This window comes from Nostoc sp. ChiSLP03a, assembly GCF_034531215.2.
Classification (GTDB): Bacteria; Cyanobacteriota; Cyanobacteriia; order Cyanobacteriales; family Nostocaceae; genus Nostoc.
Genome location: NZ_JAVRBQ020000052.1, coordinates 1 through 26,064, shown reverse-complemented (window position 1 = coordinate 26,064; position 26,064 = coordinate 1). Strand labels below are relative to the sequence as shown.

Here is a 26,064-nt window from a genome sequence, read left to right as displayed (position 1 = left end):
CAGAAAATCTGTGTTTTTGTTTGCTTAAAAGAGCCAGCTTGAGCGGGGGCTGCATATAAGTTGTTGAAAAATAAGGAACCAGAGCCAAAATGATTGAGACTAATGTCTCTCGCCACCACGGAACATTTTTACAGGTAATTCAAAGTTACTACCAGCTAACGAAGCCTCGGATTATTCCGTTGCTTTTGATTACCACGGCTGGGAGTATGTGGATTGCTGCTAAGGGTGAAGTAGACCCATTGCTGTTGCTAGTAACTCTCACTGGTGGCACTTTGGCTGCTGCAAGCGCCCAGACGATTAACTGTGTCTATGACCGGGATATTGATTATGACATGGAGCGGACGCGCCATCGTCCGATGCCATCCGGTAAGGTGCAGCCGCGTGATGCTCTAATTTTTGCGATCGCACTGGCGACGATTTCCTTTACACTCCTAGCAGTATTTGCCAACTTGTTAGCTGCCCTGCTAGCTTTCTCTGGCATCGTCTTTTATATTTTGGTTTATACCCACTGGCTGAAACGCCACACCCCTCAGAATATCGTTGTTGGTGGTGCGGCTGGGGCAATTCCGGCTTTAGTGGGTTGGGCTGCTGTCACAGGCACATTAAGCTGGTCAGCATGGCTGATTTTTGCCATCGTCTTTTTGTGGACACCACCCCATTTCTGGGCGCTAGCTCTGATGATTAAAGATGACTACGCAAAAGTAGGGATACCAATGCTACCTGTGATTGAAGGTACTACGGCAACCGTGAAGCAGATTTGGTACTATACGCTGGTAACAGTATTTGCAACCGTGTTATTGGTTTATCCTTTGGGCGCAAGTGGAATTCTTTATGCTGCGATCGCCCTAATTCTGGGAGGATTATTTATCCACAAATCTTGGCGATTGTTGCAAAATCCAGAGGATCGCGCTGTAGCTAAAGAGTTATTTCTCTATTCCATCTCCTATATGATGCTGTTGTGTCTGGGGATGGTAGTTGATAGTCTTCCCGTTACCCATAATTTAATTAATGCAGCGATCGATCATCTGCATTTTATAGCTTAGGGGATGGAAAATTTAGCGATCGCGTTTGGTAAAGGGGCGCGATCGCATTTTCGGAAATTAAAAAATATATAGCAAGGGACTGGGGACTGGGGACTGGGTGAAAAGCCTTTTTGTGTCTAAGTTTTATTTTCTGTTGATGTCCTAACCACCTTGACTGTTGCTATACATAATTAGAGTTTTGCGTATTTGCGATTAAAAATAAAATTTCAGTTGTAACCAAATTGATTAAAAAGCTGAATGTTGACAAATTACATTCGTACAGCAATGCACAAAGCAACTTATGAGTTGCTTGAGGATGGAACTTTCTACGGCGAAATTCTAGAATGTCAAGGTGTGTGGGCAAACGCTACAACACTAGAAGCTTGCCGGGAGGATTTGCAAGATACTCTTGAAGGATGGATTGTACTAGGATTGCGTTTGGGTCATACTCTATCAATACTTGATCAAGAAGTTACCTAATCCTTGTAAAGCTATCAAAAATAAGTACGCTTGTTCTCTCAGTGCAAGCTAATTTAAGCTTAAAAGCTAAAAGTGTTCAAGGAATCTGTCTTCTTCGCTGCTTAAAGATTGATGCAATTTACCATCAGGCATGATTGCTCCCTTTAAGGTAACATCTTCCAAATTAGCATTGGTTAGATCAGCAATCCGTAAACTGACACCAGTCAAGTTAGCACCAGTTAAGTTAGCACCAGTCAAGTTAGCATTAGTCAAGTCAGCATTAGTCAAGTCAGCATCAGTCAAGTCAGCATCAGTCAAGTCAGTATCAGTCAAGTTGATACATCTCAGGTTGCTACTACTCAGATCAGCTTTTCTTAGTTTGGCTTTACTGAAGTTAGCATTACTCAGATCAGCATTAACCAAACAAGCTGCTTCTAAGTTGGCATCAGCGATATCGGTATCAATCAGTTTTGTCTCACGCAGGTCTGCAAACTTGAGATTCGCTTTCCTCACTTTGGCATTTGTCAAGTTTGCTCCTCTCAAGTTGACCCTAACCATTTCTGCATTATCTAAATTTGCTTCTTTTAAAACAGTCCTACTTAGGTTTGCCCACCCAAGCTCTGCATTTTGGAGAGAAGCTTGGCTGATATCTGCTTCAGTCAAGTCCGCATAAAATAACTTTGCAGACACTAGCTTTGCAAAAAGGAGTTTTGCCTCTCTGAGTGTTGCTCTTTTTAAGTTTATCCCTTCAAGATCGGCTCTTCTCAGGTCAGTCTGATCTAATTTGGTTTTGCTCAAGTCGGACTGACACAAGTATGCTCCTGTCAGGTTTGCTCCTGTTAGATTTGCTCCTGCCAAGCTTACTTGACTTAAAATAGCTCCGCCTAAGTCTACACCAGAAAAATCTCTTTCTCCTGCATCATACCGTTCTATAAGCTCATCCTCTTTCATTCCTTCAGCTTGCATAATAAACAAATCACCCAAATCACAGCCGAAGTAATTACATAAAGCTTCAGCAGTGTTGCAGTCAATTCGATCAAACTCTTCTTTGTAAAGCCTGCTAATAGCATTGACACTAATACGAGTGTTTTTAGCCAATTGGTACTGGGATAACTGGCGTTTTTCCATAAAGTCTTTTAACTTACAGCTAATCTTTCTCATTAATTCTCTTTAAGACTTGATTACGAGGCATATAGATAGTACCACACACTAGTAGATATTAATGCCGCTAGCATAATAATCATAAAGAAGATGATATACACGCTAGTGTTGACAAAATAATACAAGCAAAGTAACGTGTATATATTCGGCTGCAAAAGGCCAAAAAAATGCCCCCAAGCTTTCAACTTGGTAGGCATGTTTTCAATTATTTATTTCTATTTCTATTATGACCCAAAATTCCTTTGTTTCACCCAATGCTCAGTTTTCCACACCCGAGCAGGTTCTAATTCTTGATACAGAAACCACAGACTTAGACGTTAAGACAGGGCAGGTTATAGAGCTAGGAGCTATTCTGTATTCGGTGAAACATCAAACCACCATTAAACAATATTCAGCTCTTCTTCCAGCACAGAATAATCCGGCAGAGCATATAAACCGGATTAAGCCAGCACCGTTAATGGAAATAACAGAAGAACAAGTGGCTGAAAGTGTGTGGATGATAACTGAGATGGCAAAGAAGGCGCAATTTATTGTGGCACACAATGCTGAGTTTGATCAGAAGTGGTTTGGTTCTTCAAATAATGGCAAGAGTCTGCTACCTGTTTTGTTGAACTCTAAAAATGAACCACTTCGTTGGGTTTGTACCTGCACTGAATTTGAATGGCCTCGTCAAATCCGATCTGGTCAATCTCTTATTGAGTTAGCAGCAGCGCATGATGTTGGTATTTTTGGAAATCATAGGGCATTAACAGACTGTCAATTGATCGCATATCTTTTTGATCGGATGGAGAACCTGAACGCCATGTTTCAAATGGCGTTAAGACCCAAAGCTTGGTTTAAAGCTCTTGTAACCTATGACAATAGGGAACTTGCAAAAAAGGCAGGTTTTAAATGGATTCCTGAAGCTAAGAGTTGGGTGAGGAAAATGGCAGTGGATGATACTAAGGAACTTCCTTTTATGGTTAGCCCAATTGAATTTTGTCAGTAATCTAGGCAAAGTTCATGTATTATTTCCTCAAATAAACTGATTGCGCTTATGTTATTCCATCTGTTGGCTAGAGGTGCGATCAATCTTTGACCTGAAGTCCAGATAGCCTATCTCAAACCTTCAGGAGTCTACAATCTCAAGTTACTTTTGCTAGCGTAGTGATATAAGGTTTATCGCTCCTTGAGCGCGTGGAAGCAAAAAAATTAATATGGCTCATTTAAATCAGCGTCGTCCTCAAAATGTCAACGGCGATTTTTATGTAGATACTACCTGTATTGATTGTGATACCTGTCGCTGGATGGCTCCTGAAGTATTTTATGATGTTGACGATCAATCGGCTGTTTATCATCAACCAACGAATGAAGCGGAAAGATTAGCCGCGCTGGAAGCACTTTTAGCTTGTCCTACTAGTTCTATTGGTACTGTTGAGAAACCAAAAGATATCAAAGTTGCTCAAGAAAAGTTTCCAATATTAGTAGCAGAAAATGTTTATCACTGTGGCTATCATTCTGAAAAATCTTACGGTGCTGCTAGCTATTTAATTCAACTTCCAGAAGGTAACATTTTGGTGGATTCTCCCCGGTTTACGCCGCCTTTAGTCAAGCGTTTAGAAGAACTGGGGCCAATTCGTTATATGTACCTAACTCATAAGGATGATGTGGCAGATCATCAAAAGTTTGCCGAGCATTTTCAGTGCGATCGCATCCTCCACAGTGATGATATTACTGCCGATACTCGCAATGTAGAAATACAGCTAACTGGTTCTGAACCATTTACTTTGACACCAGATTTATTAATTATCCCAGTTCCTGGTCACACCAAAGGACAAACTGTTCTACTTTATAAAAATAAGTTTCTGTTTACTGGCGATCATCTCGCTTGGTCAGAAAGCTTGCACCAACTAGCTGCATTCCGCGATTTCTGCTGGTATTCTTGGTCAGAACAGATTAAATCAATGCGTAACTTGGCTAATTATTCTTTTGAGTGGGTTCTACCAGGTCATGGACGAAGGTTTCATGCTGATAAAGAAACCATCCGCCAGCAGATGCACAAGTGTATTGAGTGGATGGAATCTGTGAATTGACCAAATAATTTATAATTATTCGGTTATATGGCAAAACCCACGAAAAACCTAACCCCCTAACCCCCAACCCGTGGCGGGAAGGGGGAAATTTCAAAGTCTCTCTCCTAAGAGGAGAGAGATTTAGAGAGAGGTTAGCCTCTATTGCATACAAACCAAAAGCGCTATAACCTGGGTTTTAGCACCCTTTTAACCAAATACGGATTATGAAAAAGCTGATCAACAAGCCAGAAGACTTTGTGCAAGAAAGTCTAGAAGGTATGGCGGCGGCTCATTCCGATTTAATTAAACTGAACTACGATCCTGTCTTTGTCTATCGAGCCAATGCACCTATTCCCGGTAAAGTAGCAATTATTTCAGGTGGTGGCAGTGGACATGAACCAATGCACGCTGGCTTCGTGGGCAAAGGAATGCTGGATGCAGCTTGTCCTGGTCAGGTTTTCACTTCACCAACTCCCGACCAAATGCTAGAAGCAGCAAAGCTTGTAGATGGAGGCTCTGGTATCCTTTATATCGTCAAAAATTACAGTGGCGATGTGATGAACTTTGAAATGGCAACAGAGTTAGCCCGTAGTGAGGGCATTCGATCGCTAAATATTTTGATTGATGACGATGTAGCAGTGAAAGACAGTCTCTATACCCAAGGACGCCGGGGTGTGGGAACAACAATACTGGCGGAGAAAATTTGTGGTGCAGCGGCTGAGGCAGGGTATGATTTGGCACAAATAGCAAATTTGTGTCGCCGAGTAAATTTGAATGGGCGGAGTATGGGAATTGCTCTAACATCTTGTACAGTGCCCGCGAATGGAACGCCGACATTTGAATTGAGCGATCGCGAAATTGAATTAGGTATCGGTATTCACGGTGAACCAGGAACAGAACGCACAAGCATAAAATCAGTAGATGAGATTACCGAAATTTTAACGCGATCGCTCATTGAGGATGCAGCATACACCCGTACGCTCCGCGAATGGGACGAAGACAAAGGAGAATGGGTAGATGTAGAACTGACAAGTCTACCATTTGCCAAAGGCGATCGCTTATTAGCTTTTGTCAATAGTATGGGTGGAACTCCGATTTCTGAGCTGTATATTGTTTATCGCAAACTCGCCCAAATCTGCGAACAGCAAGGATTGCAAATTGTGCGAAACTTGATAGGCCCTTACATCACATCTTTAGAAATGCAAGGTTGCTCCATTACCTTGCTGAAATTAGATGATGAGACGATCCGCCTATGGGATGCACCAGTCAAAACGCCGAGTTGGCGCTGGGGAATTTCATAATTACGTTAGCGTAGCGTTAGCGAGTATTCGAGCGTCATTACGAATTATGTTAAGTCAGTCGCAGATATTACAGTGGTTGCAGGCTTATGCAACCGAGATAGAGCAGAATAAAGCATATTTGACAGAATTAGATGCTGCGATCGGAGATGCCGATCACGGGATCAATATGGATCGCGGCTTCAAAAAGGTAAGCGCTCAGTTACCAACTCTTACAGACAAGGACATCAGCAGCATTCTCAAAGCTGTGAGTATGACCTTAATTTCTTCTATTGGCGGTGCTAGTGGCCCTCTTTATGGCACTTGGTTTTTACGAGCCAGTACAGCAGTAGTTGGTAAGCAAGAATTAACAGAACAAGATGTTTTAGGACTACTGCAAGCAGGTTTAGACGGTGTGCTGCAACGTGGTAAAGCGCAACTAGGAGATAAAACAATGGTAGATGTGCTGTCTCCGGCTGTAGCCACTTTTGGGCAAGCTGTAGAAGAAAGTAAGGGAACGCTGGAAGCTATGCAACAGGCTGTAGTAGCAGCCCACAAAGGGTTACAAGAAACCATACCAATGCAGGCGAAAAAGGGACGGGCTAGCTACCTGGGGGAACGGAGTATTGGACATCCAGATCCAGGAGGAACTTCTGCTTACTTGATGTTGAAGAGTTTGTTAGGGGTATTGGAAACCTAACCATTACAACTTAATTTATCGAATTATCTGATTCACAACAGATGTACTCTGAATACGCCATTTACCTCGTTGTCGAATCAAATCATAGCGAACTCGCAAATTCTCGTTAGAAGAGTTTTTAAACTGACCATTTTCATATAACTGCGTCGCTTCCTTCACCGTAGCTACCACTGCGGCACGATCTGCGAATAAATCAATTTTCTCTACAGATTCCACCTTTACGCTATGCTCGTACTTGCGGTAGCGGTTGTCTGAGCTAGCCTGTTGAGCAATCAGCTGCCATTGAGACAAAGCCGAACCAGTTAAAATCTGCTCTAAGTTATCAATCTCATGATTCGGCCCTAAAGCTTCGGCTTTAGTAGATAGCCAAGTGCGAATGATTTCCTCTGCCGCAGTATTTGTTAAAGGGCCATCTAGTCCTTGTGGTGGACTATTTGGAGGGGGAATAGATATTGGTGGTTGATTTATTTGTAGAAACAACTGTGAAACAGGTGCAGGTCGTGTCGGAAAAAACAGATTTTTTAACCATCCAAAAGCTGTTGTGGCTAACACCCAGAAAACTAAAATACTCACTAAAGAAATAAACACTCTCCATACCAGCCGGGTTTTTCCTTCAATGGTGTTAGCAAAAGTTCGCCGCCGCCGAGGACGACGAGAATGGAGGCGATTGTCCGGTAAACGCTCTCGGATAGGAGATGAAGTCGGTTTTCTCCGTCGACGCTTTTGGTTAGGAGCAGGTGTAGCACTTTTAGCTGAACCGTTCAAATGCTCATTAGTGCCTCTGCTCGTTCGTTCAGCAGCAGGAACCTCTGATTTTACACTTTCAGATGAATTCCACGTAGGTGGTGAGAAATTTGAATATTCTGGTGTGTCTGGCAAATTTAAGTCAGGTGTTCTGCTGTGGTTAAATTGCGTTGGAGTTTTAGTTGAATTCTTAGGGAAAGGCGAATTATTTGTCTGCGGCTGAGGAAAATTTTGGGGGTTAATTACAGTCCACTCATTAGTTGTTTCTGCATCCGTTGGCAGTGCTTCTAAATAAGCTTGTACCTGTTGGTTAGCAAAGTAATCTTTTAGAAAAGCTTGCTGGTTTGCTAAATCTCGAAAATGGGGAAATACTTCGTGTTGCAACCACTGTTCTGCATATAGACATAGCCCTGGTAACAAATCTGGAGAGTCTTGAGATTTTTCTCTAATAAAAGCTAAAGCTTCGTACTCCTGACTAAGTTCTAAAACCCGAGTTGCTTCTTCAGTTTGTCCCAAAAGTAAAGCACATAACGACTGTTCTAAATGTACATCTTGGCGTTTGGCCAGACGCATGAGCATTTGCCTTGCTTGACGAATTAAAGCAGGTTGCCGTTGAGCAAATCCCCGCGCTATTAAGGCATAAACAGCTAAGTAAGTGGCAACAGCAGAAGGACGTTTGCTTTGGGCTTCAAATAACTTGTGCTGTTCGGCGACTGTTAAGTGATTGCGTAGCTGCTGGATAAAACGCAGAAAGTCATCTATGTTTAAACCAGAATCATCATTGTTTGTGCCATCAATCCCGCCACGATCTTCTAAAAGATTTTGTAATAATTCCAAACCTTGGCTTCGTTCGGCAGTCTTTTCTTGAGGTAGTGCCAGCAACTCTAAAATTCGATATGGCCGCAATTTATAAAGATCCGCCTGAATTTCGGCCTGGACACTGGCGAACAACCCTTCGCGTACTAACAGTTCTTGACCAGTTTCTAGGGATATGGCGGCATTTTCATAGTGACCTTGTTGCCACTGTTCGCGACCTAATTCTAGACAAGCAAGGGCAACAGTCAGAACAACATCTGGGTATTCAGCACTTTTGTCTATTTCTTCCTCTGCTAAATTATTACCCTTTCTTGCACTTGTAGCATTATTTTTATTTACCAGATACGGACGACCTAGTTTTAGTACAAGTTCGTATTCCCCCAACTCTTGCAAAATTAATAAAGCACCTACTAATTCGTCTTGAGTAATTTCGATACCCAGACTCTGGGTATCACTACCCCTTTTGGTGCTTTCTGGAGGATTTTCCAGTGCTACTGCGGCAGCAGCAAGGTTATCAGGATCGTAGGCGTGGGCAAGATAGAGATGATCGTAGGTACTGCGTTGTTTTGGATCTGATAAAACCACGTAAGCTTCTTCTATGAGTTGTTTACGAGAAGAAATTGCTGCCTGAGAATACTCACGTCGCGGCAATTGTACAATGCGATCGCTGTATGCCTGTCGCAATTGTTCATCACTTGCCGCTAACGGTAGTCCTAAAATTCGGTAGTAATCTAGCGGAATTCGCACAGCCTACTTCCCCTGCACCGCGATCAACATAATTTACCTAGAGCGTTCCAGGCCGTAAAACCGTGCCATAAAAATGCCGTATAGAATTTACTCTACAAGTGTATATTGCAACAACTTGTTTTGTATCTTCCCGAAATTTTGAGTCACATTTTAGTACTAATTTTTTGCTTTCGCCTAGAAAGCCTCAATTGTTTGTTTTAATTCTTAGTATTTTTGTTTAACACAACTATTATCAGCCTTCGATACCACAAACCACAACTACCGCTTTTAATCACGGCATAATTGTTGTGGCTGGAAGAATCTATTGATGATTGATTTTTTTGGTACTTTCCCACAAGCAGTAACAAAAATACCACTATTGGGGATTTTACCCTGATAACAGGAGACAAAAACTATATCATAATTTACCCTTCATTACAATTACCTATTTCGGTATTATAGATTTTTGCCTGCTTTTTTTTAAATTGTTAATGGATATGCAGAAAGCAGTCTATCTTGATTGCTAGTCTGTGAAGGGAAATAGTGAGGGAGAAAACCGAAAGCGCTAGATATTGCCCTTAGAGTCAAATCCTCACAGGGCATGAGCTGAAAAGTTAAAAATCAAAAATTAAAAATTCAGCTATTCCCTAAGACCCTTTTTTGGTGCATAAATAAAGTTTGATTGTTGAGTCTTACAAACGCTAGCCTGTTAAAAGCTGAGGTGTTATCAGACCAACTTATTTAAGACCGTAACTTTAAGTTGTACAACAGGGATACTCAAAAATAATGGTTCAAGAGCGTACTTTACCCACTTTTAATCCTGCTACTACGCAAATTACAAAAGAAGAAGGGTTACGGTTGTATGAGGATATGGTGTTAGGGCGCTTGTTTGAAGACAAGTGCGCTGAAATGTACTACAGGGGCAAAATGTTTGGTTTTGTCCATTTGTACAACGGTCAAGAAGCCGTTTGCAGCGGTGTTGTGCAGTCAATGCGACCGGGTGAAGATTACGTTTGTAGTACTTACCGCGACCACGTTCATGCTCTCAGTGCCGGTGTACCAGCAAAAGAGGTAATGGCAGAATTATTTGGTAAAGCCACAGGTTGCAGCAAAGGGCGCGGTGGTTCCATGCACATGTTTTCTGCCGAACATCGCTTGTTGGGTGGCTATGCTTTTGTGGCTGAGGGAATTCCTGTAGCAGCTGGGGCGGCTTTTCAAACCAAATATCGCCGCGAAGTGCTGGGAGATAAAAACGCTGACCAAGTGACAGCTTGCTTTTTTGGCGATGGTGCAGCTAATAACGGTCAGTTTTTCGAGACGCTAAATATGGCAGCTTTATGGAAACTGCCAATTCTGTTTGTAGTCGAAAATAATAAGTGGGCCATTGGGATGTCTCACGAACGAGCGACTTCCCAGCCAGAGATTTATAAAAAAGCCAGTGTGTTTAACATGGTGGGCGTGGAAGTAGATGGCATGGATGTACTAGCAGTTCGAGCCGTGGCTCAAGAAGCTGTAGCCCGTGCCCGCGCAGGTGAAGGGCCAACATTAATTGAGGCGCTTACCTACCGCTTCCGGGGTCACTCCTTGGCTGACCCAGATGAAATGCGGAGCAAAGCGGAGAAAGAATTTTGGTTCGCCCGCGACCCAATTAAAAAGTTGGCAGCTTATTTGGTTGAGCAAAACCTGGCGAATGAGGGAGAAATTAAAGCAATCGATCGTAAAATTCAGGATGTAATCGACGAAGCAGTTAAATTCGCCGAAAGCAGCCCCGAACCAGACCCCAGCGAGTTATATCGTTTCGTGTTTGCAGAAGACGAATAAACAGTGCTGAGTTATGAGTGCTGAGTGCTGAGTACTTTTTATTTTACTCAGGACTCAGCACTAGGTACTCAGCACTCCACCTTACCCAGGACTAAAACTTGTGTTTAGCATTGCAGTTCAACAGCAACAGTACAAGACTTATATTCTTTCTGACGAAGGCGCTGGTTCTCAGTTGGAAGTCGTACCAGAACGCGGCGGTATCATAAGCCGTTGGCGCATTCAAGGGCAAGAAGTTTTCTACCTAGATACTGAACGCTTTACTCATCCTGAGTTGAGTGTCAGAGGTGGGAATCCAATTTTGTTTCCTATTTGTGGTAATCTACCAGATAATACTTACATTTACAACGGTCAAAAATATACTCTCAAGCAACACGGTTTCGCTCGTGAATTGCCGTGGAAAGTAACAGCACAAGAAACTAAAGATAAAGCTAGTCTCACTGTCGTTCTTGATAGCAACGAGCAAACTAAGGCTGTGTATCCTTTTGATTTTCAGCTGGCTTTCACCTACGAACTTCAAGGTAATACCTTAGAAGTCCGCCAGCAGTATAAAAACTTATCATCTAGACCAATGCCCTTTTCGGCTGGTTTCCATCCCTACTTTCTGTGTGGTGATAAAACTCAGTTAGAGGTAGAAATTCCTTCTAAGCAGTATCAAGATAATCAAACTAAAGAAATTCACTCTTTTGACGGCAATTTTGACTTTAGCCGTGATGAAATTGATTTTGCCTTTGGACAGCTAACAAGTCAATCGGCCACTGCAATAAACCGCAGCCGGAAGTTAAAACTCACTTTGGATTATGATAATTTCTCTACCTACCTAGTATTTTGGACAGTCAAAGGCAAAGAATTCTACTGTATAGAACCGTGGAGTGCCACTCGTAACTCTCTCAATACTGGCGATAACCTGACTGTGTTAGCACCAGGAGCTAGTCATACAGCATCTGTAAGGTTTACTGCCAATTTTTTCTAAACCCCTTTACAAATCTACAGATGTGTATGCTATGATGGCAAAGTTGCGAAATGTAGCGAAAGGGTCGCTAACTCAACGGTAGAGTACTCGGCTTTTAACCGATTAGTTCCGGGTTCGAATCCCGGGCGACCCATATAAAAGTTTATTAAATGATGTAAAGAAGCGATCGCTCCTCTTTGTAATTGCACGCACAAACAAGCATTTGGGATAATAAGCTACCAGAGCTACTAATTCTAGGGTAGCTAAATGTACAGCAGTACAGAGCAACTATAGGGCATAGTACAGCAGTAGAGAACAAGTATAGAACATATTTATAATAACTATGGCGTAAACTTTTTCAACATAGATACACCACACTAGTTATAATTTCCTATAAGTAAGTTGAAAAAACTCTTAAGATTTAGCGTAATGATTGCGCTTCTCTCAGACCGACTAGCTGACAACCACATTAGGAGGACTATCTATGGCGCTTGTACCACTGCGGCTGCTGTTGGATCACGCAGCTGAAAACGGTTACGGCATCCCAGCTTTCAACGTTAACAATTTGGAGCAGATTCAGGCGATCCTGAAAGCTGCTGTCGAGACAGATAGCCCCGTAATTTTACAAGCTTCACGCGGCGCTCGTAATTATGCAGGAGAAAACTTTCTCCGCCACCTGATTTTGGCAGCGGTAGAAACCTATCCTCACATTCCCATTGTCATGCACCAAGATCATGGTAATGCGCCTGCTACCTGCTACTCAGCAATTAAGAACAACTTCACCAGCGTGATGATGGATGGTTCTTTAGAAGCTGATGCAAAAACTCCCGCTAGCTTCGAGTACAACGTTAGTGTTACCCGCGAAGTTGTAAATGTAGCTCATGCCTTGGGTGTCAGCGTTGAAGGTGAACTCGGTTGTTTGGGTTCTCTAGAAACTGGTGCTGGTGAAGCTGAAGATGGTCACGGGTTTGAAGGTACACTCGACCACTCCCAATTGCTAACCGACCCCGATGAAGCTGTTGACTTCGTAGAAGCAACTCAAGTAGATGCTTTGGCTGTTGCCATTGGCACAAGCCACGGTGCTTACAAGTTTACTCGCAAGCCGACTGGCGAAATTTTGGCTATCAGCCGCATTGAAGAAATTCACCGCCGTTTGCCTAACACCCACTTGGTAATGCACGGTTCTTCTTCTGTGCCTGAAGATTTGCTTGCACTGATTAACCAATATGGTGGTGCAATTCCTGAAACCTACGGTGTACCTGTAGAAGAAATCCAAAAAGGCATCAAGAGTGGTGTACGTAAAGTAAACATCGACACCGACAACCGTTTGGCTATTACTGCTGCTGTACGTGAAGCTTTGGCTAAAAAGCCAGAGGAGTTTGATCCCCGTCACTTCCTCAAGCCTTCCATTACATACATGCAAAAGGTTTGTGCTGAACGCTATCAGCAATTTGGCACAGCTGGCAATGCAAGCAAGATTAAGCAAATTTCTTTGGAAGATTTTGCTGCTAAGTATGCTAAAGGTGAACTTAACGTTATTACCAAATCAGCTGCTAAAGTTTAATTTTGACAGCAAATAAATAGCAGCATAGTTTTCCGATGCTGCTAAAAAACTGAGGATTTTAATGTTGTCAGAAACCGGGTAAACACCCGGTTTTTTGTTTTATTCATCAGGGTTGGGAATGGGGCATTGGGCATTGGGTATTGGGTATTGGGCATTGGGTATTGGGCATTGGACATTGGTTATTAATTCTTGTCTCTCACTCCCTCACTCCCTCACTCCCTCACTCCCCTGCTCCTCTGCTCCTCTGCTCCCCTGCCTCCCCTGCCTCCCCTGCTCTCTACTCCTTAGAACACGCGATGCTGTAAAGATGGCATTTGACGCCGGACTTGCTCTAGTCTAGTGGGCTTGATTTCTGCGATCGCAATTCCTGGTTTTTCTCCAGCATCGGCTAAAATGACACCCCAAGGGTCGATAATGACCGCGTGACCGTGGGTTAGACGACGGGCGTAGTTATTCCCCGTTTGGGCGGGAGCAATGACGTAGGCGGTATTTTCGATGGCTCTGGCTTGTAGTAGTACTTGCCAGTGGTCTTTACCTGTAAAGGCGGTAAAGGCGGCGGGAATAAAGATAATATCGGCTCCCTTATCTGCCAGATGACGATACAGTTCTGGGAAGCGGACATCATAACAAATAGAAAGCCCTAAATTACCGAGCTTTTCTGAGAAATGGACGGGGGGTAATTGCGTACCTGCCACAACCGTGCTGGATTCGCGGTAGGTGTTGCCGTCAGGGACATTAACATCAAATAGGTGGACTTTGTAGTAGCGCGCAAGCTCTTGACCGCTGGGGTCGATGAGTAGAGTAGTGTTATAAACTTTGCCTGTATTATCTACAGGAAGTGGAAAGCTGCCGCCCAAGATGGTAATTTGAAAGCGTTGAGCCATTTTTTTGAGGAATTTTTCACTTTCAAGAGCGATCGCATCACCTTGTGCGAGTTTATCTTTTTCTTCTCCCATATAGGAAAAGTTTTCTGGCAAACCTACCAATTCAGCACCTTGACGCACGGCAAGCTCTATTAATTCTTCTGCCTGCGCCAAATTTTTGTGTAAATCGGGCACACTGGTCAATTGAATAGCGGCGGCTAAATAAGACTTCATAGATTCAACAATGAATAGTTGATTTATGGAAGATAGATTATCAAAATATATCGCTACTTCCAAATCTGTGGAACTTAATTAGAAATTCATCAGCCAAGATTTTCTTTAACAGACTTGTTTTATTGCCGATCTTAATCTTCCTCTGGGTTGTAGTAAACTGAGCAAGATAAAGATTAGATTGCGATCAAACCCTGATAAAAACTGTCTACTGTGGATATTTCTATTCTCATTCAAACATTTATCGCTGTGTTTGTCTTGGCGGATGCTGTGGGCAATATACCGATTGTTTTAGTTTTGACTAAGGGCATGATGCCAGACCAAAGAAACAAAGTTATAGATAAAGCAATTATCATTGCGATCGCAGTTCTTTTGCTATTTGCCTTTGCAGGGCAAATAATTTTAAATTACTTGGAAATCAGTATCGGCTCTTTGCAAATAGCAGGAGGAATATTGTTGCTGTTAATTGCTTTGCAAATGCTGCGGGGAGAATTAGACCAGCCAATTCTTGAAGAAGGACGCGATGTCGCAATTACTCCACTAGCTTTACCGCTGCTAGCAGGGCCCGGGACTTTGACGACGGTAATGTTGCTGATGTCGAAATCACAAAGTCCGCATATTGCTGTGGTAGTGGGTATCTTAGGGGCAATGTTTATCACTTGGTTGATTTTGCGTTTAGCAAATATGATTGACCAGTGGATTGGTGCAGAAGGTGGAGTAATTGTGACTCAACTTTTGGGTTTTCTGTTGGCGGCGCTAGCGGTGGAAATTGGTAGTACGGGAATTAGGGAGTTGTTTTTGAGCTAGAAAACTCCTAAAATAACGCGAGTTCGATGAACCTCTCCCCCCCACGGGGAAAGGGAGGAGCAACCAGAAATTAGGGTTTTGGCTTTTCTCTCCGACACGGAGAGGGGTTGGGGGAGAGGTCAACCCCTTCCCTACGGGACGCTACGCGAAGGGGGAATTCAAAATTCAAAATTTACGGTATAAAATCCCCATAAATAAATTTAGTTGCTCTGTATCCTTTTTGTCTTCGATCAAAAAAGGGCTTGTCGAACTCACGTTAAAATTTTTAAAAACTGTATACAAATGTAAACAAGTTTGAGAAACGAGAAATTCGCGGCTCTCAAACTTGTTTATGAAAATTAACTTAAAGTTAGAACAAAATGGATAACTCAAGAGGATTTTATTACCGATTGAGTTTCAAAGATGCTTTTCGAGAGTGGAAGCTAATGTAGTTTTAGGCACAGCGCCGACCACCATATCCACTTTTTGCCCACCCTTAAAAATCATTAATGTGGGAATGCTGCGGATGCCGTACTGACTAGCAACATTCGGATTTTCATCTGTGTTGACTTTTACGACCTTTATTTGACCTTTGTACTGTTCGGAGATTTCATCGACAACAGGAGCTACCATACGGCATGGTCCGCACCAGGGTGCCCAAAAGTCAACTAAAACTGGTACATCGCTGTCGAGTACTTCTTGCTTGAAACTAGAATCGGTAACTTGTGCGGCTGTTGACATGCCTAAAACCTTCGCCAATAATATCTGAACTTGGTGAAAATTCTACCATAGCAAAAACCTCAGCTTGGGAATGCGAGGATGTACATTTGCAAAGAAGCTCTCTTATTTTATTTACAAACATAAGGAACCGCCCGAACAGTAGTCCGGGCGGAGTGTGGTGTGAGGAGTGAACGGAAACATGCGTCTCCGCTATCTCTATTGTAAGCGACATATCGGATTTTTCCAGCAATTGTTTAGGGGCTGGAAAAATTATTGAAGAATTTGGGAGTGGGGAGTAGAGAGCAGGGGAGGCAGGGGAGGCAGGGGAGGCAGGGGGAGCAGGGGAAGAAGAATTAATAACCGATGCCCTATGCCCTATGCCTTATGCCCTATACCTTATGCCCTATCCCCTATGCCCCAATTCTATTTCCCCATACCTAATTGTTGAGCTTTTTGGTAAACTTTGCCCTCGGTTAATAAAGAAGGTGCAATCACAACTTCCACTTGCTGCATTTCTTTAATATTTTTGGCTCCTAAAGTACCCATGCTGGTCTTTAAGGCTCCTAAAAGATTGTGAGTACCATCATCTAGTCCTGCTGGACCAATGAGTATTTGCTCTAGGCTACCAGTGGTGGCAACGCGAATGCGGGTGCCACGGGGCAAGACTGGGCTAGGAGTCGCCATACCCCAATGATAACCTCGTCCAGGGGCTTCTGCAGCTCTGGCAAAGGGGGAGCCAATCATCACACCATCAGCACCACAGGCGATACATTTGCAAATGTCGCCACCGGTGATTAAACCGCCATCAGCAATAATGGGGATATAGTTGCCAGTTTCGTTATAGTAATCATCTCGTGCTGCGGCACAATCTGCGATCGCAGTTGCCTGTGGCACACCAACACCCAATACCCCACGAGAAGTACAAGCCGCACCAGGCCCAATTCCCACCAGTACCCCAGCCGCCCCAGCTTTCAACAAATTCAACGTGACTTCGTAAGTTACACAATTGCCCAACACCACAGGAATGGGCATCGAACGACAAAATTCTGCTAAATCAAGCGGTACTAAAGATTCTGGTGATAAATGTGCAGTAGAGACTACCGTAGCCTGCACAAAAAATAAATCTGCCCCAGCTTTGGCCACTGCCTCACCGTATTTGCTTGCTCCTGCTGGAGTAGCACTCACCGCCGCAATGCCGCCTTGTTCTTTAATTTCCTGAATACGTTTTTCAATTAATTCCGGTTTTATTGGTTCGGCATAGAGTTCTTGCATCAGGGCAACAAATTCATCTTTTCCCACAGAGGCAATCCGATCTAAGATTGGCTCTGGGTCAGCATAGCGAGTTTGAATACCCTCTAAATTGAGGACACCTAATGCTCCTAACTGTGACAAACGTACAGCCATACGAACATCTACTACGCCATCCATAGCACTAGCAATGATCGGGATTTCTCGCTCAATATTGCCAATACGCCACTTAGTATCTGCCAAACTGGGGTCTAGCGTTCTATTACCAGGGGCTAGAGCAATTTCATCTATTCCGTAAGCTCTGCGAGCTGTTTTTCCCCGCCCAAGTTGAATTTCCACGCTTTAACTTTACTCAAATCTGTTTAAGCTAGGGTATCAAATTGTGGGGAAATTTGGGGCGTTTTTTACCTAACCATATAAGTGACTAGTGACGGTTGTCATTAGTCATTTGGATTTTGACCGATTAAAAATCCAAAATCAGTTTGATTTACCGTTTATTTTTAGCGGCATCCACACCAGTGTAACCAGTTGCTAACCAAATTATCGCTCTAGCTCCATCACGAATAGATTTTTCGATAGATTCAGGGGGTTTTTCGGAAGGAACTGGCACTGGTTTTAAATAAATACCCCGACTACCCAAAATAATTTCGCCAATGACACAAGCCCGGCGCATGTGGAAGTCGGAAGTAATCAAATAAACGCTCTTAATGCCGCGAGCTTGCAAATCATCTACCAAAGTAGTAAAATTAGTAACTGTATCTACTGCTTCATAATCCAAGTGTAAACGTTGAGGATCGACACCAGCTTTGGTAAACACTCTTTGGGTGAATGTACGTGGACTGCCGCCTGTAATCCAAATCGGTATATTTGGATGCTCGCTAACGAATTTTGCTGTAAATTTTTCTCGCTCTAAATGTCTCGTTGAACCACCTAACACTACGACTGCTTGCGGCTGCACAAATTGGTTTTGTACTTCTTTGTATCCCCACCACATAAATATTGGTAGGACAAAAGCCATAAAACGAAAAGATTTATTTGTAAAGAGTAGCTTATTCAAGGCTCAATAACTTAATTTACTTGGTACACAATTTTCTCTGGCTATAAGAAAAAACAATTGATAGTAGAGTAGCAAACTTCCCAAGAATCTGCACAAATTCTGCCAAAATATAAATTTGGTTGGTTTTTGTGTAACAGCGCGATTAAGCGTGCTTGGAGTTTTTCCTCTAATTGATGGATTATCCTAACCGATATCGGACGATTCATCAAAGGGTTTTAACCACTTTATATAGTAATTCTCAATTGCACGGATACAGGAGCCAATCGCATGGGCAAATATCCCGACTTGTGAGAACTGGCGTACCACTTTTATCGGTACAGCAATGCTCTTACCATATTAATTGCTGTATATATGAATTGTCTAAAGCTAACGGGACTGGTGCGACTTGAACGCACGACCTGACGCTTAGGAGGCGTCCGCTCTATCCAACTGAGCTACAACCCCAACTGCGAAGCATATATAATTATAGCAGTAGTTTTAGGTAGACTGCCAAAAATTATCCCAAGAGCCACCGCCTACTTCTAAACCACAAAGAAAACTTTTTGCTTTTAAAATTACTTTAGATTTTCTGCCATTTAGTTCTCGTAGCTCTAAATTTAGTTTTCCTTGCATAGTATCCCGACAACAGTATCTTAAACCTTCTGCTGTCGGGGCACGTAAAGGTGTACCAGGTAAATCTGTGGTTCCTGTTAATTCGATTTCATAACTAGAATTGCTAGCTTTCATTTGCCATCTACCCCAAGGCTGAATTTCCCACTCAACTTTTGAATTCCAGGGAACAAATTCATAAAACTTGCCTTGATAGTGCAGTCCAATCATCGCTACAGATTCCATCCACCACAACACACCCCGCCGTCCACCACCAGCAGTTAATGCTAAGTCGGGTTCGCCCTCGAAGCAATTACAGTTTATCCAAAACCATTTCTGAGGAAAAGCACCACCCCAATTTTTCTCGCCGTAGGCTGGGGCGTTAGTGAATTCGTAGATTTTGCCATTCCAGTCAATCTTCCCACTGGCTAAACCGTGAGCCATCAAAATTTGCCATCCAGGTTCAAAAATCTGCAAGAATGACAGCCAGCCTGCGGTTGATTGCTGAATGCCATTTTGATTGCCCCAACCGTATACTGGTTGAATTTCATACTGCCAGCGGCAATAATTATTGGTGGCGCGATCGCGAATTATTCCCTGATTCAAGGTGGCTGTAGCTTGATATCCCTCTTGAACGTGATACTCAAACTCTGCTGGGAGTAAGTATAAGGGAGAAACTTGCAAATTATTTTTACCCCAATGACCTAAACCCAAAACATCCCGACTACCCCAAAATTTGTTGACATCAGGAAAAGTACGGCAGAGATACTCATCATCCGGGCCGAGGATTTGGACTGCACCGCCACTGTAAGGTTTACCGCCGATGGGATCTTCAATAGAGTACATAAAAGCAAATGTTTGCCCAATTTCCGGCAAGGTGACGCGGTAATACCAGCCTTCAAAGAAGCGACGGCTACTGCCATCCCAGTGATAACCAGAATGGGGCGTTTGGAGAGAATTTTGGGGAATAGTTAACATAGATTTATCTAATTGCCGATTTTTTCAGTATGCGCGATCGCTTCGATATTAATGATGCTTATGAAATTCTTGGGCTGAAACCCGGTGCCTCTCAAGCACAGGTGAAGCGAACTTACCGTAAACTGGTGAAAATTTGGCATCCCGATCGCTTTGTCGAGCAAAGGCAAAAACAGGAAGCTGAGGAAAAAATCAAATCAATCAACGCAGCTTACAACAGGCTCAAATCCGAAATTCCATCTGAGCCTCCTATTTCTAAAAATCCATCTTCATCTTCGCCTAAAAATCCCCCAAAAGTATCTGTCAATCGTTGGGATGCAGAAACTTTCTACACTTTAGGAGTAGAAAATGCTACTCAAGGAAGATATGAGGATGCGATCGCAGATTTTACCCACGCAATTCGTCTCAATCCTCACTATATTGACGCGTATAAATATCGTGGACTAGTTTGCTCACAATTGGGATACGAATATAGAGCCGCTTCAGATTTAAATAAAGCTGCACAAATAGAAGAAGAGTTAAGAAATCCGGGGAGTACCCAAAGATCGCGATCGCCTAGATATGTATCAAAACCTAGACCTCTAGTAGAAAGATTTTGTCAGAGAATAAAAAGTTTCCTGCGGCTAAATCGGCGTTGGAGATAAAGAAGCGAAGAATATAGTTTAAGACACTTTAGGCGGCAACACCAGACTAGAGTTAAATACTACTTATACTTGGGAATACTAAGTGTAGTAAGATTTGCTGCTGATTTCTGAGTATGAGCGATCGCTTCGATATAAATTATATTTACGATATCCTTGGGTTAAAACCAGGTGCATCTGCTGATGAAGTCAAGCAAGCTTACCGCCAGATGGCTAAGACTTGGCATCCAGATTGTTTTCTTGAACCGCAGCAAAAGCTAGAAGCAGAAGAAAAAATCAAAGAAATCAATCAAGCTTATGCAAGATTAAAGTCTTATCAGCCAAATGAGACAAATCAAGCTGCTTCCACTTCTACCAAAATTGATTTCACTCCATCCAATGCTGAAAGTTTCTACAAACTGGGTATGGAGAAAGCTCAAAAAGGAAAATATACTGAAGCAATTGAAAACTTTACCCAAGCGATTCGTCTCAACCCCAACTACTTTGAAGCCTACAAATACCGAGGGCTTGCTTGCTCGAAACTAGGATATGAAAATAGAGCCAAGTCAGATATTAAAAATGCCAGAGAACTAGAACTGAAACAGAAAAAAGCATCGCCAAAGCCACCACCACCCAAACCGACATCGCCGCCGCCAAAGCCACCAACGTCACCACCACCACCTCAACCGACATCGCAACCGCCAAAGCCACCAACGCCGCCAGCACCTGAATCACAGTCTCAACCTTTACCGTGGAAATGTGTACACACCCTGACTCATCTGAACTGGGTTTTGACAACTGCAATCAGTCCAGATGGGCAAACTTTGGCTAGTGGAAGTAGTGACAATACTATCAAGATTTGGCACCTCGACACAGGTAAATTACTACATACTCTCACTGAACATACAAAATGGGTAAGATGCCTAGTCTTTAGCCCAGATAGCCAAACTCTGGTTAGTAGCAGTGATGACAGCAGCATAGTCATTTGGCAAGTATCTACAGGTAAATTACTCAAGACACTCAAAGTACATTCAACCCCAGTTTTTTCTGTAATCATTAGTCCAGATGATCAGACTATCCTAAGTGGGGGTACAGACACTACTATCAAGGTTTCTCATATAGAGATGGGACAATTATTGCAAGTTCTCAAAGGTCATTCTGGCTTAGTTTACTCCCTTGCTATTTGCCCAAAACAACAGATTTTTGTCAGTGGCGGTGCGGATAATACCATTAAGCTGTGGAATTTGAAGAGTAACAAACTGCTGCAAACTCTCAACGGACATTCAGGTTGGGTGATGTGTGTCGCTATTAACCCTGATGGGCAAATTTTAGCTAGTGGCAGTTATGACCAGACTATCAAGCTATGGAACAGTAGTACAGGTAAGCTAATTAACACTCTTGCTGGACATCGCAGCTATATTTGTGCAATCGCTTTTAGTCCCGATGGTCAGCATCTTGCTAGTGGTAGTGCAGATTGTACTGTGAAGATATGGGATGTTAACACGGGACAAGAACTTTACACTTTGGATAACCATTCAGATTGGGTTAACTCCGTCGCTTTCAGTCCTGATGGCAAAACTTTAGTTAGTGGTAGTCGAGATATGACAACCAAGCTTTGGCGCTGCGATATTTAACGACAAATTAAAAATTTAGATGATTTTAGTAAATTGCTAGATTTTTTATCAAACCATCATCTGACAGTTTAATAACATCTATCTTTGGGATACTCTTTCTCTTGATTAAGTATTAACTCTCTAAAGATTAAGTATTAACTCCCTGGAGATAGAGCCAGTTGTTTAATCGCAGAGGTTATTCTGAGATTACCAACAGTTGAGTAGCAAATAAGACTCAATCTTTATCAGCAACATATATTTTTAGTTCATTAAAATCCCTTGTTTTCACAAAGCTTTAGTTTGTCAATATCGTATCTGAGGAGTTAAATCAACGGCTATGTCTATTCCCAATGAACGCGAAATCAAAAACAGTGAAGTTAGGCAAGAATCTTACACTGATATTAATGGTAATACTCATACTGACTTGACACGAACCACTGAAACACTTAAGAACAATACAACTAATCCCAACTCTTACACTAACGGTTACGTACATGGTCGAAATGTTGAGCGTAGCTACCAGCAAGCAGATTTAGCCCAGCGTGATGAAAACAATGCTAGTGGTGGTTTGTTGTTGGGTATTATCATTACTTCCTTGCTTGGTTTGGTTATAGGTGGGGTCTGGTACTTCAACCAGCAGAATAACGCAGCAGTTAACAATATTGTGCCGGTCGCGGTTCCTGTACCCAGTAAGAGTAATCCAACTCCCAGTGCATCTCCTCAACCACAAACAATAATCAAAGAAACCACTAAGGAAGTCCCTGTTCCTGTTACTGTTCCTGTTCCTGTTACTGTTCCCCAACAGCAAGTTACACCTCCATCTGCACCTCGCCAACCGGATATTAACATTACTATTCCACCCCAGCAGCCTGCGGCAGAAAAAGCACCTTCTGTAATCCAGCCAGCCCCGAAAGCGACACAAAGTCCGGTGACGAGTCCAACTACTAATAGTCCGGCTTCGCAGAACGATAGTTCTACTAATACTGTTGCTCCTGGTACAAAAAGTGACACCTCTAAAAGTACTACACCTCAAGGAGTAGACAAGTCAAACAGTACATCTAATAGCGATTCTTCTGCCGCAGGTGGTTCTGCTCAATAACGGCTTCTGAACTTTCAGCCGACTTGGTAATGTTGGCGTGAATGCCAATATTACCAAGTGGGACAAATTTTAAGCAATATTTCTGAATTGTTGCGATAAATTAATGGGATTCAAGTTTAGTAAAGGTGTCTTGTAGCTAAACAAACACAATGCTAGATTAAGACCAAGGTACAAACAGGTTAAAAGTTAAACAAAAACTTTCAAGTTAGAGCCTGTGCCTCCTGCTCTAATCTTATTGCGATCGCTCTGAAGTTGTGACATCCATTGAATGTGTTTTTGCCTTAAGTTCAATGAGTTCGTTTTGGAGGTTTTAAGACGCACAGCCAGAAAATGCCTGCCTAGTTGGAATATTAAGGATGTGCAATTCTGAGTAAAGCGATCGCAAATACTGTCCACCTTATTTTGAGTTAGTCATTTCTGAATTCTCCAATCTTCAAGAAACCGCCCCAAGCTATTGAGATTTACCCATCGTAGCTTCAGGCGGTTTCTGTCATTTGTCATTTGTCATTTGTCCTTTGTCCTTTGTCATTTATTTATACCAATGGGCGTTGCTGATTGAAAGTATGAATTAGGCTCACGCAAAGGTGCAAAGAAACATTGTTTATTTATATCGAAAAATGTCAATTCATACTCTGATTCAGCAACGCCAACCAACAATGCCCAATGACCAATGCCCAATGCCCAATGCCCAATACTTCGACTCCGCTCAGTACAAGTGCCCAATGCCCAATAACTAATGACCAATTAAAGTAATTACAGTCACTTCAGGCGGACAAAATAAACGTCCTGGTTTATAAGTTCCTAAACCACGATTGACATATAGTTGATTTTCTTCCACCTTGTGAAACCCTTGCGCCCACTCCCAATATCGAACTACTTTCGAGCAGTCTCCTAATGAAAATGTTACCCAACGCCGTAATTTTTTGGGAATTTGTTTGAGTAGCTTTTTGTAATAGAGTACTAGAGGGCCAATGCCTGGAATGACGATGTGACCACCGTGGGTATGACCAGATAGTTGCAAATCTACGCGCCATTGTTGCAATATCTTGGCTGTATCTGGGTTATGAGATAAAACGATTCGCGGTGTAAGCGAATCTAGTTTATTCATCACTGGTGCGGGGTAAAATTCCTGCGACCAATAATCAGCTAGTCCTACCAATGGTAATTCTTTTCCTAGTGGATAGGCGATTTCATTCCAAAGCACATGTACTCCAATGCTGGTTAACGCTTGTGTAACTTCTGCTTTGGAGTGGCTGTAATAGATATCGTGGTTTCCAAGTACAGCGTACATACCACAGCGACTTTGCAGATGTTTGAGTCGAAGTACCAATTGATGGATTGGTGTGGGATCGTCAGTTACGTAGTCACCAGTTAATAGAATTAAATCTGGTTCAGCTTCATTAGTAAGTGCGATCGCTTTTTCTAACATCTCTTCCGACAGTCGCAAACCATCGTAATGAAAATCTGACAACTGTACTAATGTTGTACCTTGTAAAGATGCAGGAAGTTCTGCAATCTTAACCGTTATTTTATCTACTCTTAAATGTCCCGTAAACAACCAATGCATAAGTTAACCGATACTCCTCATACCAGCGTTTACAGCTTACCAAAAATAAAAATATAACTTGATAAAATGCAATAATTTATGTCATCTACTTCAGATACAATTAATTCATTGATTTAAATTTTGGCGATGAAAGTAGCAGGTTATGCCTGAGTTTGCAGGCACTCATTAGCCAGAATACCTGCTGAAATTGCGTTCTTTTTTGTTAAATTTGGTAATTAACTACTCACCTTGTAGGGTGATTATAGTAACTTCTGGGCGGCAAAATAAGCGTCCTGGGAGGTAAGTTCCCAAACCACGATTTACATATAGTTGATTTTTTCCTAGCCGATGCAAACCCTGCACCCATTCCCAATGTCTGACTACAGAAACATTTTCTTCTAAAAATGGGACTCGACGCCGCACTTTTCTGGGTATTTTTTCTACAAGCTTTTCGTAAAACAACGCCGCAGGGCCAATTCCGGGAATCAAGATTTGACCACCGTGAGTATGACCAGATAATTGTAAATCGACTCGCCATGCTTGTAATATCTCCGCAGTATCTGGGTTATGGGATAAAACGATGCAGGGTGTGTCGGGGTTTAGCTGGTTCATAACTGGTGCGGGGTGAAACTCCCGTGACCAATAATCAGCCAGTCCAACGAGTGGTAATTCTTTTCCTAATGGATAGGCAATTTCGTTCCAAAGGACGTGAATTCCAATACTAGTAAGGGCTTCTGTAACTTCGGCTTTTGCCTGTTTGTAATAAATATCGTGATTGCCAAGGATAGCATAGATACCACTGCTACTTTGCAGATTTTTGAGTCGAAGTACCAGTTGGTGAATTGGTGTAGGATCGTCAGTTACGTAGTCCCCAGTTAATAGAATTAAATCTGGTTCAGCTTCGTTAGTAAGTGCGATCGCTTTTTCTAACATCTCTTCCGACAGCCGCAAACCATCGTAGTGAAAATCTGACAACTGCACCAGCTTTTTACCTTGTAACGATGCAGGCAACCCTGCAATGTTAACCGTCAATGCTTCTGTACTCAACGGCCCAGATAACAACCAATGCATAAAACGTTTAATAAAGCTCAATCATAGCGCTTACAGCTTAACTGAACATTATCTGTTTGTGTGTAGCGACCAGAGCAACTTATTGGAAATTTTATGAAAACTGTATATTTTAGTGTATTTATACTTAGTTAAAATCAGACGTAACTTTGCTGTTAATTATGTCAGTTTATTTGGGTAAAGTATATTGTATTACATACTACCACGTTAAACCAAAACATCTAATACCAATTTAATGTGAAGTTGCACATATCTTGATCCCCCTAAATCCCCCTTGAAAAGGGGGACTTTGATAGATGTTTTTCCGGTTCCCCCCTTTTTAAGGGGGGTTAGGGGGGATCGAATTCTATGCAGCTTTAT

General features: G+C 42.5%; 22 protein-coding genes and 2 tRNA genes. 14 read left to right on the top strand and 10 right to left on the bottom strand.

All coding sequences use genetic code 11. The annotated features are described in order from the left end of the window. Nucleotides 1-89: 89 nt before the first annotated feature. Both RMY32_RS08855 and RMY32_RS08850 read left to right on the top strand, forming a co-directional pair. Nucleotides 90-1,043, top strand: a complete 954-nt coding sequence (locus RMY32_RS08855; protein ID WP_322709787.1) for a heme o synthase — start codon at nucleotides 90-92, stop codon at nucleotides 1,041-1,043. A gap of 237 nt (nucleotides 1,044-1,280) precedes the next feature. Continuing rightward, on the top strand, nucleotides 1,281-1,502 hold the full coding sequence (locus RMY32_RS08850) for a type II toxin-antitoxin system HicB family antitoxin (protein ID WP_322709786.1): 222 nt from the start codon (nucleotides 1,281-1,283) through the stop codon (nucleotides 1,500-1,502). Between the two features lie 66 nt (nucleotides 1,503-1,568). Here RMY32_RS08850 and RMY32_RS08845 read toward each other — a convergent pair whose 3' ends face one another. Then, on the bottom strand, nucleotides 1,569-2,642 hold the full coding sequence (locus RMY32_RS08845; protein ID WP_322709785.1) for a pentapeptide repeat-containing protein: 1,074 nt from the start codon (nucleotides 2,640-2,642) through the stop codon (nucleotides 1,569-1,571). Between the two features lie 226 nt (nucleotides 2,643-2,868). On the opposite strand from RMY32_RS08845, the gene RMY32_RS08840 reads away from it, so the two are divergent. From RMY32_RS08840 to dhaL, 4 genes are all read left to right on the top strand, one after another. Further along, entirely contained in the window at nucleotides 2,869-3,630 is a 762-nt protein-coding gene (locus RMY32_RS08840) for a 3'-5' exonuclease (protein ID WP_322709783.1), read from the top strand. Between the two features lie 208 nt (nucleotides 3,631-3,838). Further along, nucleotides 3,839-4,714: an MBL fold metallo-hydrolase gene (locus RMY32_RS08835; RefSeq protein WP_322709782.1), complete on the top strand. Its 876-nt coding sequence runs from the start codon at nucleotides 3,839-3,841 to the stop codon at nucleotides 4,712-4,714. A 203-nt stretch (nucleotides 4,715-4,917) separates the two neighbouring features. Beyond that, nucleotides 4,918-5,994 (top strand): dihydroxyacetone kinase subunit DhaK, encoded by a 1,077-nt coding sequence (gene dhaK, locus RMY32_RS08830; protein ID WP_322709781.1) that lies wholly within the window; start codon nucleotides 4,918-4,920, stop codon nucleotides 5,992-5,994. Nucleotides 5,995-6,040: 46 nt separating this feature from the next. After that, nucleotides 6,041-6,670: a dihydroxyacetone kinase subunit DhaL gene (gene dhaL / locus RMY32_RS08825; protein ID WP_322709780.1), complete on the top strand. Its 630-nt coding sequence runs from the start codon at nucleotides 6,041-6,043 to the stop codon at nucleotides 6,668-6,670. A gap of 15 nt (nucleotides 6,671-6,685) precedes the next feature. Here dhaL and RMY32_RS08820 read toward each other — a convergent pair whose 3' ends face one another. Continuing rightward, entirely contained in the window at nucleotides 6,686-8,977 is a 2,292-nt protein-coding gene (locus RMY32_RS08820) for an IMS domain-containing protein (protein WP_322709778.1), read from the bottom strand. Nucleotides 8,978-9,742: 765 nt separating this feature from the next. On the opposite strand from RMY32_RS08820, the gene pdhA reads away from it, so the two are divergent. The 4 genes from pdhA (at nucleotide 9,743) to fba (ending at nucleotide 13,290) form a co-directional block, all read left to right on the top strand. Then, nucleotides 9,743-10,777 (top strand): pyruvate dehydrogenase (acetyl-transferring) E1 component subunit alpha, encoded by a 1,035-nt coding sequence (pdhA, locus tag RMY32_RS08815; RefSeq protein ID WP_322709777.1) that lies wholly within the window; start codon nucleotides 9,743-9,745, stop codon nucleotides 10,775-10,777. A 100-nt stretch (nucleotides 10,778-10,877) separates the two neighbouring features. Then, complete coding sequence (locus RMY32_RS08810) at nucleotides 10,878-11,747, top strand: aldose epimerase (RefSeq protein ID WP_322709776.1); 870 nt, start codon at nucleotides 10,878-10,880, stop codon at nucleotides 11,745-11,747. A gap of 61 nt (nucleotides 11,748-11,808) precedes the next feature. Next, nucleotides 11,809-11,880: transfer RNA gene (locus RMY32_RS08805), tRNA-Lys, on the top strand. A gap of 330 nt (nucleotides 11,881-12,210) precedes the next feature. Next, entirely contained in the window at nucleotides 12,211-13,290 is a 1,080-nt protein-coding gene (fba, locus tag RMY32_RS08800) for a class II fructose-bisphosphate aldolase (RefSeq protein WP_322709775.1), read from the top strand. Nucleotides 13,291-13,574: 284 nt separating this feature from the next. Here fba and RMY32_RS08795 read toward each other — a convergent pair whose 3' ends face one another. Continuing rightward, complete coding sequence (locus tag RMY32_RS08795) at nucleotides 13,575-14,387, bottom strand: carbon-nitrogen hydrolase family protein (RefSeq protein WP_322667744.1); 813 nt, start codon at nucleotides 14,385-14,387, stop codon at nucleotides 13,575-13,577. Between the two features lie 210 nt (nucleotides 14,388-14,597). Between RMY32_RS08795 and RMY32_RS08790 the strand changes: the two genes are divergently transcribed. Next, complete coding sequence (locus RMY32_RS08790; protein WP_322709774.1) at nucleotides 14,598-15,191, top strand: MarC family protein; 594 nt, start codon at nucleotides 14,598-14,600, stop codon at nucleotides 15,189-15,191. A 396-nt stretch (nucleotides 15,192-15,587) separates the two neighbouring features. Here RMY32_RS08790 and trxA read toward each other — a convergent pair whose 3' ends face one another. From trxA to RMY32_RS08765, 5 genes are all read right to left on the bottom strand, one after another. After that, nucleotides 15,588-15,911: a thioredoxin gene (trxA, locus tag RMY32_RS08785; RefSeq protein WP_104909616.1), complete on the bottom strand. Its 324-nt coding sequence runs from the start codon at nucleotides 15,909-15,911 to the stop codon at nucleotides 15,588-15,590. A 402-nt stretch (nucleotides 15,912-16,313) separates the two neighbouring features. Next, nucleotides 16,314-17,477 (bottom strand): GuaB3 family IMP dehydrogenase-related protein, encoded by a 1,164-nt coding sequence (locus RMY32_RS08780; RefSeq protein WP_322709772.1) that lies wholly within the window; start codon nucleotides 17,475-17,477, stop codon nucleotides 16,314-16,316. 148 nt (nucleotides 17,478-17,625) lie between these two features. Then, nucleotides 17,626-18,156 (bottom strand): YdcF family protein, encoded by a 531-nt coding sequence (locus tag RMY32_RS08775; protein ID WP_322709771.1) that lies wholly within the window; start codon nucleotides 18,154-18,156, stop codon nucleotides 17,626-17,628. Between the two features lie 409 nt (nucleotides 18,157-18,565). Then, a tRNA-Arg gene (locus tag RMY32_RS08770) sits at nucleotides 18,566-18,639 on the bottom strand. Nucleotides 18,640-18,672: 33 nt separating this feature from the next. Next, a complete protein-coding gene (locus RMY32_RS08765) occupies nucleotides 18,673-19,761 on the bottom strand; it encodes a tocopherol cyclase family protein (protein WP_322709770.1) in 1,089 nt (362 codons plus the stop codon). A 29-nt stretch (nucleotides 19,762-19,790) separates the two neighbouring features. Here RMY32_RS08765 and RMY32_RS08760 point away from each other — a divergent pair, with 29 nt between their 5' ends. The 3 genes from RMY32_RS08760 (at nucleotide 19,791) to RMY32_RS08750 (ending at nucleotide 23,090) form a co-directional block, all read left to right on the top strand. Then, the gene (locus RMY32_RS08760) at nucleotides 19,791-20,402 is read left to right on the top strand and encodes a DnaJ domain-containing protein (RefSeq protein WP_322709769.1); all 612 of its coding nucleotides are present in this window, start codon (nucleotides 19,791-19,793) and stop codon (nucleotides 20,400-20,402) included. Between the two features lie 113 nt (nucleotides 20,403-20,515). After that, nucleotides 20,516-22,012, top strand: coding sequence for a DnaJ domain-containing protein (locus RMY32_RS08755; protein WP_322709767.1), 1,497 nt, complete (start codon nucleotides 20,516-20,518; stop codon nucleotides 22,010-22,012). 316 nt (nucleotides 22,013-22,328) lie between these two features. After that, the gene (locus RMY32_RS08750) at nucleotides 22,329-23,090 is read left to right on the top strand and encodes a hypothetical protein (protein WP_322709766.1); all 762 of its coding nucleotides are present in this window, start codon (nucleotides 22,329-22,331) and stop codon (nucleotides 23,088-23,090) included. 733 nt (nucleotides 23,091-23,823) lie between these two features. On the opposite strand, the gene RMY32_RS08745 is transcribed toward RMY32_RS08750, so the two are convergent. Continuing rightward, nucleotides 23,824-24,657, bottom strand: a complete 834-nt coding sequence (locus RMY32_RS08745) for a metallophosphoesterase (RefSeq protein WP_322709765.1) — start codon at nucleotides 24,655-24,657, stop codon at nucleotides 23,824-23,826. Between the two features lie 219 nt (nucleotides 24,658-24,876). Then, entirely contained in the window at nucleotides 24,877-25,707 is an 831-nt protein-coding gene (locus RMY32_RS08740; RefSeq protein ID WP_322709764.1) for a metallophosphoesterase, read from the bottom strand. Between the last annotated feature and the right edge of the window lie 357 nt (nucleotides 25,708-26,064).

What these genes read in the sequence shown, in the direction of transcription:
- trxA (WP_104909616.1), bottom strand. Translation starts at nt 15,911, where the DNA reads ATGTCAACAGCCGCACAAGTTACCGATTCTAGTTTCAAGCAAGAAGTA.
- RMY32_RS08840 (WP_322709783.1), top strand. Translation starts at nt 2,869, where the DNA reads ATGACCCAAAATTCCTTTGTTTCACCCAATGCTCAGTTTTCCACACCC.
- RMY32_RS08845 (WP_322709785.1), bottom strand. Translation starts at nt 2,642, where the DNA reads ATGAGAAAGATTAGCTGTAAGTTAAAAGACTTTATGGAAAAACGCCAG.
- dhaK (WP_322709781.1), top strand. Translation starts at nt 4,918, where the DNA reads ATGAAAAAGCTGATCAACAAGCCAGAAGACTTTGTGCAAGAAAGTCTA.
- fba (WP_322709775.1), top strand. Translation starts at nt 12,211, where the DNA reads ATGGCGCTTGTACCACTGCGGCTGCTGTTGGATCACGCAGCTGAAAAC.
- pdhA (WP_322709777.1), top strand. Translation starts at nt 9,743, where the DNA reads ATGGTTCAAGAGCGTACTTTACCCACTTTTAATCCTGCTACTACGCAA.
- RMY32_RS08760 (WP_322709769.1), top strand. Translation starts at nt 19,791, where the DNA reads ATGCGCGATCGCTTCGATATTAATGATGCTTATGAAATTCTTGGGCTG.
- RMY32_RS08795 (WP_322667744.1), bottom strand. Translation starts at nt 14,387, where the DNA reads ATGAAGTCTTATTTAGCCGCCGCTATTCAATTGACCAGTGTGCCCGAT.
- RMY32_RS08765 (WP_322709770.1), bottom strand. Translation starts at nt 19,761, where the DNA reads ATGTTAACTATTCCCCAAAATTCTCTCCAAACGCCCCATTCTGGTTAT.
- RMY32_RS08755 (WP_322709767.1), top strand. Translation starts at nt 20,516, where the DNA reads ATGAGCGATCGCTTCGATATAAATTATATTTACGATATCCTTGGGTTA.
- RMY32_RS08855 (WP_322709787.1), top strand. Translation starts at nt 90, where the DNA reads ATGATTGAGACTAATGTCTCTCGCCACCACGGAACATTTTTACAGGTA.
- RMY32_RS08835 (WP_322709782.1), top strand. Translation starts at nt 3,839, where the DNA reads ATGGCTCATTTAAATCAGCGTCGTCCTCAAAATGTCAACGGCGATTTT.
- RMY32_RS08775 (WP_322709771.1), bottom strand. Translation starts at nt 18,156, where the DNA reads ATGGCTTTTGTCCTACCAATATTTATGTGGTGGGGATACAAAGAAGTA.
- RMY32_RS08740 (WP_322709764.1), bottom strand. Translation starts at nt 25,707, where the DNA reads ATGCATTGGTTGTTATCTGGGCCGTTGAGTACAGAAGCATTGACGGTT.
- dhaL (WP_322709780.1), top strand. Translation starts at nt 6,041, where the DNA reads ATGTTAAGTCAGTCGCAGATATTACAGTGGTTGCAGGCTTATGCAACC.
- RMY32_RS08745 (WP_322709765.1), bottom strand. Translation starts at nt 24,657, where the DNA reads ATGCATTGGTTGTTTACGGGACATTTAAGAGTAGATAAAATAACGGTT.
- RMY32_RS08850 (WP_322709786.1), top strand. Translation starts at nt 1,281, where the DNA reads ATGTTGACAAATTACATTCGTACAGCAATGCACAAAGCAACTTATGAG.
- RMY32_RS08750 (WP_322709766.1), top strand. Translation starts at nt 22,329, where the DNA reads ATGTCTATTCCCAATGAACGCGAAATCAAAAACAGTGAAGTTAGGCAA.